This window comes from Thioalkalivibrio sp. ALgr3 (genome assembly GCF_000377325.1).
In the GTDB taxonomy this organism is placed as follows: Bacteria; Pseudomonadota; Gammaproteobacteria; order Ectothiorhodospirales; family Ectothiorhodospiraceae; genus Thioalkalivibrio.
The window spans coordinates 1-2,341 of record NZ_KB898022.1 but is presented as its reverse complement, the minus strand read 5'-3'; the positions used below and the strand labels follow the sequence as shown (position 1 = coordinate 2,341).

The 2,341-nt window shown below is 70.7% G+C and carries 2 protein-coding genes and 1 pseudogene; all 3 read right to left on the bottom strand.

Translation table 11 applies throughout. From position 1 onward, the window contains the following. Nucleotides 1–1,097, bottom strand: a 1,097-nt coding sequence (locus C998_RS14280; RefSeq protein WP_038082224.1) for a toxin VasX, incomplete at its 3' end; no start/stop codon positions are given. Nucleotides 1,098–1,142: 45 nt separating this feature from the next. Further along, nucleotides 1,143–1,940, bottom strand: coding sequence for a DUF4123 domain-containing protein (locus C998_RS0113820; RefSeq protein ID WP_018871464.1), 798 nt, complete (start codon nt 1,938–1,940; stop codon nt 1,143–1,145). Further along, a pseudogene (locus tag C998_RS15270) lies at nt 1,937–2,341 on the bottom strand (type VI secretion system tip protein VgrG); the annotation flags it as partial. The pseudogene C998_RS15270 and the gene C998_RS0113820, both read right to left, overlap by 4 nt.

The following is a 2,341-nucleotide window of genomic DNA, read 5'->3' as shown; positions in this document are numbered from 1 at the left end:
CTGTCGTCGACCGGCTCGAAGCCTTCCCACAGAAGGGTGTCCGGGGGCTCGATCTCGGAGTCGCTCTCGGCCAGGCGCTCGTTTGTTACCTGCAGCCGGGCGGCGGCCTGCAGGTACAGCGTGTCACTCTCGTCGGCGTAGGGCACCGGGGCGGCTGTGCCTTCATGCACCGCCTCGCCCGCTTCGGCGGGGTCGTCCAGTTCGTCGGCCTCGCGGGCGGCCCGCTCGTGCAGTCGTTGCATGGCCTTGCCGTCGAGTTCCCGGAGGAGTACTTGCGGCTGGGCAGTCCGGGTCTCGGCGAGCGGGATGCGCGGCCCCATGGGCGTGGCGTCCTCCAGGGGGTACAGGCTGCCGGGAGAGGGCCACCGGGACTGCGAAAACCCCACCTGGCGACAGCGCCGGCTGCGTGCGGTGTCGTCCGCCTCGAGGTGCCGCAGACGCGCGGCGCTCCACTGCACCTCGGAGAAGGCCATGCGCAGCTCCCGGGGAAGCCAGCGGCCGTTGGCCTGGCGTGGCAGCCAGAATTCCTCCAGCGCGACCCCGGCGGCGGGGCGCCGGTCGTCCTGCCAGTTCCCGTCGTTGTCGCGGTGATCGGCCAGATCGATGTCGCGGAGCCGCAGGTGCCCGGCTTCGTCATCGGCGCCGACTTCCAGCTCGCGCCAGAGCCGGCCGCCGAGGAAGATGTAGAGAAACCCGGCCCGGAGCGGCAGGGCGTGCCGCTGGTCGCGCCCGAGCTCGTTCCACAGTGCCATGGGAAGCACGGGCTGAATGATGTTCTCCTGGAGCCTCATGCGGCGGCTGGTGTGGAAGAGCTGTTCGAACAGCGGCACGTGAATGTCGCCGCCGTCCTCGCGCTCGATCACCAGCTGTGCATCGACCCGTTCCTGCCGGCGATCCTCCGGCCAGCACCACTGGTGCAGTTCGCTGACCGGGTCCTCCAGGGATTCCGTGTCCGCCTCGCCAAAGGCGTCGATGGGATCCCGGGTGCGGCTGTCGACGATCTCGAGGCGCTGGCCGTCCGGGTGTTCCCGGCCCATGACCTGGATGAAAAGCTTGCTGCCTTCGCAGGCGATGTTGTTCGGTGTTCCCTGGCTCATCCGTGTGGTGTCTCCGAAGGGCTGGAGTGGTCTTCCGTGACCGGGTCAGGCGGGCGGGTGCGGTTCCGGCGACGGTGCCGCCGGCCGCGCAAGCTGCCGGACCAGGTGGTGTACCCGCTGGTTCTCCGGGATGGCGAGGCGCCCGGCCTCGTCCAGCGCCCGGAGGAAGGCCCCGGCATCGGCCGGCTCGCTGGCATCCAGTGCCACGTGCTGTCCGGTCTCGCGCCAGAGGGCCTGTTGTTCGGCGAGGGTTTGCAGGGCGGAGTGTTGCGCGGGCGTCAGTGGTACGGGGGGAGCGTCCGCCCCGGCCGGCTCACCCGCCGCGTCGGGTGTCCGGGTCAGCCCATGCCAGACGGGACCCGTTGCCGCCCGCTGGGCGAAGGTGCCGCCAAACCAGAAGACGCCGTCGATCGGCCCCAGCCACTGGGCCGGGCCGGACTCGTCGGCGAACAGCGCCGAGGCCACCCATGGGTCCTGGAACCGCAGCAGCGCCCGACGGTTCGGTCCGATGGCCACCTCGAGCCGATGCCGAAGGTGGGCCACCAGGTCGTCGGGGCTGGTGGTGGTGCGCAGAAGAATACCCACCATGGGCGGTTCACCGCGGGCCTCGGCGAACGCCTGCCACAGGGGTGTATCCGGGCGGGTCCGCACAAGGAGCGGGCTGCGATCCTCCAGCGCTGCGTAGCGTGTCTCGCGGAACAGCCAGTCCACCTCGGGCGCATCGTCAAGCTCGTACACGCGCCGGAGCGTGCTCGGCGCCTGATCGAGTACCAGCCAGGCCGCGTGTTCCTTTTGCGCCGTCCATACACCGGAGAGCCCGGGTGCCTGCACCCGCTCGCTCATGTCTTGTCCCCTTGCCGGTCGCAGGGGCAATCATCGCCCAGCGGACACGGTTCCCCTTCGGCCGGTTCGGGGCAGGGTTCCACCAGCGGCTGATGTTCCCTGCTGGCCTGGTCCAGCCGATGGGCGAGCAAGGCATCGGGTCCGCTTTCCGCGACCCCGTCGGCTGTTCCCGGGAGTACGTGCCCGGGCAGTTCGGGGATCTGCGCCTGCTGGGTGCTGCCGGAGCCCGGGCTGCCGCCGGAGTTGAGGCGGACGCTGGGGCCACTGAGGGTGACGCCCGAGGGGTCGATCTTGATGAAGCTGCCGCCGGCCTGGAGGGTGATCTCGGCGCCGGCGTCGAGGACGATCTTCGTGCCGGCGGCGTGGTGGATCTCCCGTCCGGCCTCGACGAGCTGGGCGGT